The organism is Micrococcus sp. Mcc89, assembly GCF_024519795.1.
Taxonomy (GTDB): domain Bacteria; phylum Actinomycetota; class Actinomycetes; order Actinomycetales; family Micrococcaceae; genus Micrococcus; species Micrococcus luteus.
In genome coordinates this window covers 1-1,434 of the sequence record NZ_JALJRI010000119.1, presented here as the reverse complement: position 1 = coordinate 1,434, position 1,434 = coordinate 1, and the positions used below count along the sequence as shown (strand labels likewise).

Below are 1,434 nucleotides of genomic sequence, written 5' to 3'. Positions count from 1 at the left end.
GGGCGTGTCAACTTGTCTGTGTAAGCGGGGTGGTCACAGGTAGGGGTTGATCCGGTCGGGGTAGGCCGCGGCGAGCTGGGCGAGGGCCTGCTTCCAGTTCGTGACGGCCTGACCTTCGACGAGCCGGCCCTGGGCTTTGCGCTGGCCGGCGGGTTTGCCCCGGTCCCGAGCGCGTTCGGCGGCGCGTTTGTCTTCGATGTTGCAGATCGCCAGCCAGAGCAGCTTCACCGCCGCCTCGGTCGAGGGGAAGTGGCCGCGGTTCTTGGTCACCTTCCGTAGCTGGAAGTTCAGCGACTCGATGCTGTTGGTCGTGTAGATGACCTTGCGGAGCATGGGTGGGAACTGCAGGAACGGGATGAACCGCTCCCAGGAGTTCGCCCAGGTCGCGGCTGCAGACGGGTACTTCGTGCCGAGCTCGGAGGCCTCGAACTCGGCCAGCGCCTTCCTCGCGGTCTCTTCGTTGGGGGCGGTGTAGATCGGCTTCAGCGCGGCGGCGACCTTCTTGCGGTCCTGGTAGGCCACGAACCGCATCGCGGCCCGGATCAGGTGAACCACGCAGGTCTGGACCATCGAGTCCGGCCACGTCGCCTCGACCGCCTCCGGCAGGCCCTTGAGCCCGTCGCAGCACACGATCAGCACGTCCTGCACGCCCCGGTTGGCGAGATCGGCGCAGACGTGGGCCCAGAACGCCGAGCCCTCGGTGTCCTGGACCCAGATCCCCAGCACGTGCTTGATGCCCTCGAGGTCCACGCCGACGGCGATGTAGGCGGCACGGTTGAGGACCTGGCTGTTCTCTCGGATCTTGATCCGGATTGCGTCGAGATAGATCACCGGATAGAACTCCTCCAGCGGCCGCGACTGCCACGCCAGGACCTCTTCGCTCACGGCGTCGGTGATGTTGGAGATCGTCTCGTGCGACAGGTCCGTGCCGATCGTGGAGGCCAGGTGGTGCTGGATGTCCCGGATCGTCATTCCGCCGGCATAGAGGCTGATGATCATGTCATCCAGGCCCCCGAGGCGCCGCTGGCCCTTGGGCACCAGGCGCGGGGTGAACGACCCGCCCCGGTCTCGCGGGACGTCCAGCTCGATCGGCCCGACCTCGGACTCCACGGTCTTCGGGGTGGTCCCGTTGCGGGAGTTGGCGTGCTTCAGCGCCTCGCTCGAGCCCTTCTCGTAGCCCAGATGGCTGGTCAGCTCGGCCTGCAGGCCCCGCTCGAGCGCGGCCTTGACCAGCGCGGGCACGAACCCGCCGTCACCGGTGAGCTCGACGCCGCCCGCGTCGATCTGCGCGAACAGGGCATCAAGCTGCCCTGAGGCTTTCAGCTGCTCGACCAGGTCCTGGCCCGAGGGCTCGCCTGGGTTCTTCTCGTCGATCATGGTCATGATTCTTACCGTTCCTCTCGGTACGGCTTACACAGACCATCTGACACGCCC

At 66.7% G+C, this 1,434-nt stretch carries 1 protein-coding gene; it reads right to left on the bottom strand.

What is annotated here, in order from left to right:
* Positions 1-33: 33 nt before the first annotated feature.
* On the bottom strand, positions 34-1,377 hold the full coding sequence (locus NR072_RS11410; RefSeq protein WP_044658726.1) for an IS256-like element ISMlu11 family transposase: 1,344 nt from the start codon (positions 1,375-1,377) through the stop codon (positions 34-36).
* Positions 1,378-1,434: the final 57 nt, after the last annotated feature.